This is a genomic window from Methylosinus sp. RM1 (assembly GCF_011378635.1).
GTDB lineage: Bacteria > Pseudomonadota > Alphaproteobacteria > Rhizobiales > Beijerinckiaceae > Methylosinus > Methylosinus sporium.
In genome coordinates this window covers 1-3685 of the sequence record NZ_WOVC01000082.1, presented here as the reverse complement: position 1 = coordinate 3685, position 3685 = coordinate 1, and the positions used below count along the sequence as shown (strand labels likewise).

The following is a 3685-nucleotide window of genomic DNA, read 5'->3' as shown; positions in this document are numbered from 1 at the left end:
ACCCACCCTATTGGATATTGTCATTAGGCAGCGGAACGGAAATGGTTGCGGCTCGCCGAACGAGGGCGTTTCGGATTGCTTGCGCTGGGAGGCGGGGTTGGTCCGGGGTTTTCGTTTCGCGCGGCGATTTCGAGAGAATTCGTCTCCGAGCAAAGAAGAAGAAAGCAGTCGGCGGGCCCTTTTCGCGGGGGCGCGGACGGCGGCGAGATCGGGAGGTCGGGACTTCGCTTCGGTCTTCGGGACTTCGTCCTCGAGAAGAAGTGGCTGCGACGACGAGAACCGTTGGAGACGAAGGCGCGTGCCGAGCAGGGAGGCGGGACGCGGCGAAATCGCTTCGAGAATCCCTGGGAGCACTTAGGAGGAATTGAGATGAGCGTAACGACAGAGACATCGGCCGGCGCAGCCGCCGGCTCAGATGCCATCGTGGACCTGAAGACCATGTGGATCGGCATCGCCGGCCTCAATATTTTCTACCTCTGCATCCGCATCTACGAGCAGATTTTCGGCTGGCGCGCGGGCCTCGACTCCTTCGCTCCGGAGTTCCAGACCTACTGGCTGACGATGCTGTGGACGGAAATTCCGCTGGAGCTCGTGGCCGGCCTCGGCCTCGCCGGCTATCTGTGGAAGACCCGCGACCGCAACGTCGACGCGGTTTCTCCGCGTGAGGAGCTTCGCCGTCACGTCGTGCTGCTGCAGTGGCTGACGGTCTATGCGGTGGCCATCTACTGGGGCGCGAGCTTCTTCACGGAGCAGGACGGCACCTGGCACATGACGGTGATTCGCGACACGGACTTCACGCCGTCGCACATCATCGAGTTCTATCTGAGCTACCCGATCTACTCGATCATGGGCGTCGGCTCGTTCTTCTACGCCAAGACCCGCATTCCGTATTTCGCGCACGGCTATTCGCTGGCGTTCCTGATCGTGGCCATCGGCCCGTTCATGATCATCCCGAACGTCGGCCTGAACGAGTGGGGCCACACCTTCTGGTTCATGGAAGAGCTGTTCGTCGCTCCGCTGCATTGGGGCTTCGTGTTCTTCGGCTGGATGGCGCTGGGCGTGTTCGGCGTGGTCCTTCAGATCCTGGCCGGCGTGAAGCGCCTGCTGGGCAAGGACGGCGTCGCGGCGCTGATCGGCTGATAGCGGCCTGAAAGAGGGCCGCCCGCGCGATCGGCGCGGACGGCCGCCTCCGTCGATTTGAATTTTCCGAATGCTCTCGGAGCGAAGGCTTCGTCCGGACGGCCGCATGGTCGGCGGTTCGGGCGGGGTTTCGAGGAGGGCTCGGGGAGGGCGTCGGCGGGACGAGTTCTAAAGGACAATCCGGCGCGAGAGAGCCGGAGGCAGGTCTCGAGACGCCGGCGCGAAGACGCCGGGCGGACAGACACCAAGGAGAAGAGTGATGTCTACATCGAAGAGCGGGGGGGCAATCGGGCCTTTCCATTCTGTCGCGGAAGCGGCGGGATGCGTCAAGACCTCCGATTGGCTGATTCTGACGCTGCTGTTTCTGGCAGTGCTGGGCGGCTATCATATTCACTTCATGCTGACGGCGGGCGACTGGGACTTCTGGGTCGACTGGAAAGACCGCCGTATGTGGCCGACGGTGATCCCGATCCTGGGCGTGACCTTCGCGGCTGCGGCTCAGGCGTTCCTGTGGGAGAACTTCCGCCTCCCGTTCGGGGCGACCTTCGCGGTTCTCGGCCTTCTGATCGGCGAGTGGATCAACCGCTACGTCAACTTCTGGGGCTGGACCTACTTCCCGATCAGCCTGGTGTTCCCGTCGGCTCTGGTGGTTCCGGCGCTGTGGCTGGACATCATCCTGCTGCTGTCGGGCTCCTATGTGATCACGGCTGTGGTCGGCGCCCTGGGCTGGGGTCTGCTGTTCTACCCGAACAACTGGCCGGCGATCGCGGCCTTCCATCAGGCGACCGAGCAGCATGGTCAGCTGATGTCTCTGGCCGATCTGATCGGTCTCCACTTCGTCCGCACCTCGATGCCGGAATACATCCGCATGGTGGAGCGCGGCACGCTGCGCACCTTCGGTAAGGACGTCGTGCCGGTGGCCGCGTTCTTCTCGGGCTTCGTGTCGATGCTCGTCTACTTCCTGTGGTGGTTCGTCGGTAAGTGGTATTCGACCACCAAGGTGATCCAGAAGATCTGATCCGCCGCAAGGCGTTGGATCGAGCGATCGCTCAAAGCGAGGAGGGGCGGCTGCGAAGGGCTCCTGCAAGAGAGCCCGGGAGCGAGCCGCTCCGGTAAGGACGACAGCGGACGATCGGCCCGACGGGCCGGTCCGCGAAGAGAAACTTGGGAGGTTGTTCCATGAAACTGTTGGAGAGAATGGCCGTGCTGGCGACCGGACGGGTCGCTCGGCTCTTCGGCCTGGGCATGGCGGCTGCGGTCGTCGCGACGATGGGCTCCGTCGCTCCGGCGTCGGCGCATGGCGAGAAGTCGCAGCAGGCGTTCCTGCGTATGCGCACGCTGAACTGGTATGACGTGAAGTGGTCGAAGACCTCGCTGAACGTCAACGAGTCGATGGTGCTCTCGGGCAAGGTGCACGTGTTCTCGGCTTGGCCGCAGGCCGTCGCGAACCCGAAGTCGTCGTTCCTGAACGCCGGCGAGCCGGGCCCGGTTCTGGTTCGCACGGCGCAGTTCATCGGCGAGCAGTTCGCTCCGCGTTCGGTTTCGCTGGAGATCGGCAAGGACTATGCGTTCCAGATCGATCTGAAGGCGCGCCGCGCGGGCCGTTGGCACGTTCATGCGCAGATCAACGTCGAAGGCGGCGGCCCGATCATCGGACCCGGCCAGTGGATCGAGATCAAGGGCGACATGGCCGACTTCAAGGACCCGGTCACGCTGCTGGACGGCACGACCGTGGACCTCGAGACCTACGGCATCGACCGCATCTACGCCTGGCACTTCCCGTGGATGATCGCGGCTGCGGCCTGGATCCTCTACTGGTTCTTCAAGAAGGGCCTCATCGCCTCCTACCTGCGCGTCAGCGAAGGCAAGGAAGACGAGCAGATCGGTGACGACGACCGTCGCGTCGGCGCGATCGTTCTCGCTGTGACGATCCTGGCGACGATCATCGGCTACGCTGTGACCAACAGCACCTTCCCGCGCACGATCCCGCTTCAGGCCGGCTTGCAGAAGCCGCTGACGCCGATCACGGAAGAAGGCACTGTGGGCGTCGGCACCAAGGTGGTGACGGCTGATCTCAAGGGCGGCGTCTACAAGGTGCCGGGCCGCGAGCTGACGGTTCAGGTGAAGATCACGAACAAGACGGATGAGCCGCTGAAGCTCGGCGAGTATACGGCGGCGGGCCTCCGCTTCCTGAACCCCGACGTGTTCACGACGAAGCCGGAGTTCCCCGACTATCTGCTGGCGGACCGTGGTCTGTCGACGGATCCGACGCCGATCGCGCCGGGTGAGACGAAGACGATCGAGATCAAGGTGCAGGACGCGCGTTGGGACATCGAGCGTCTCTCGGACCTCGCCTATGACACGGACAGCCAGGTCGGCGGTCTGCTGTTCTTCTTCGGCCCGTCGGGCAAGCGCTACGCCGCGGAAATCGGCGGCCCGGTCATTCCGAAGTTCGTCGCCGGCGACATGCCCTGATCGAACCTCGAATAGCCTGATGACAACGCCGGCCGGGCCTCGCGCCCGGCCGGTTTTTCTTTGCGCTCCG

Annotated in this window: 3 protein-coding genes; all 3 read left to right on the top strand. The window is 63.8% G+C overall.

Features of this window, described 5'->3' with window-relative positions; genetic code table 11:
* Positions 1-369 precede the first annotated feature (369 nt).
* The 3 genes from amoC (at position 370) to amoB (ending at position 3615) form a co-directional block, all read left to right on the top strand.
* Positions 370-1140: a bacterial ammonia monooxygenase, subunit AmoC gene (gene amoC / locus FMZ75_RS20850; RefSeq protein ID WP_166146155.1), complete on the top strand. Its 771-nt coding sequence runs from the start codon at positions 370-372 to the stop codon at positions 1138-1140.
* Between the two features lie 259 nt (positions 1141-1399).
* Positions 1400-2158: a bacterial ammonia monooxygenase, subunit AmoA gene (gene amoA, locus FMZ75_RS20845; protein WP_142864601.1), complete on the top strand. Its 759-nt coding sequence runs from the start codon at positions 1400-1402 to the stop codon at positions 2156-2158.
* Positions 2159-2319: 161 nt separating this feature from the next.
* Positions 2320-3615: a bacterial ammonia monooxygenase, subunit AmoB gene (amoB, locus tag FMZ75_RS20840; protein ID WP_174800290.1), complete on the top strand. Its 1296-nt coding sequence runs from the start codon at positions 2320-2322 to the stop codon at positions 3613-3615.
* Positions 3616-3685 lie beyond the last annotated feature (70 nt).

What these genes read in the sequence shown, in the direction of transcription:
- amoA (WP_142864601.1), top strand. Translation starts at nt 1,400, where the DNA reads ATGTCTACATCGAAGAGCGGGGGGGCAATCGGGCCTTTCCATTCTGTC.
- amoB (WP_174800290.1), top strand. Translation starts at nt 2,320, where the DNA reads ATGAAACTGTTGGAGAGAATGGCCGTGCTGGCGACCGGACGGGTCGCT.
- amoC (WP_166146155.1), top strand. Translation starts at nt 370, where the DNA reads ATGAGCGTAACGACAGAGACATCGGCCGGCGCAGCCGCCGGCTCAGAT.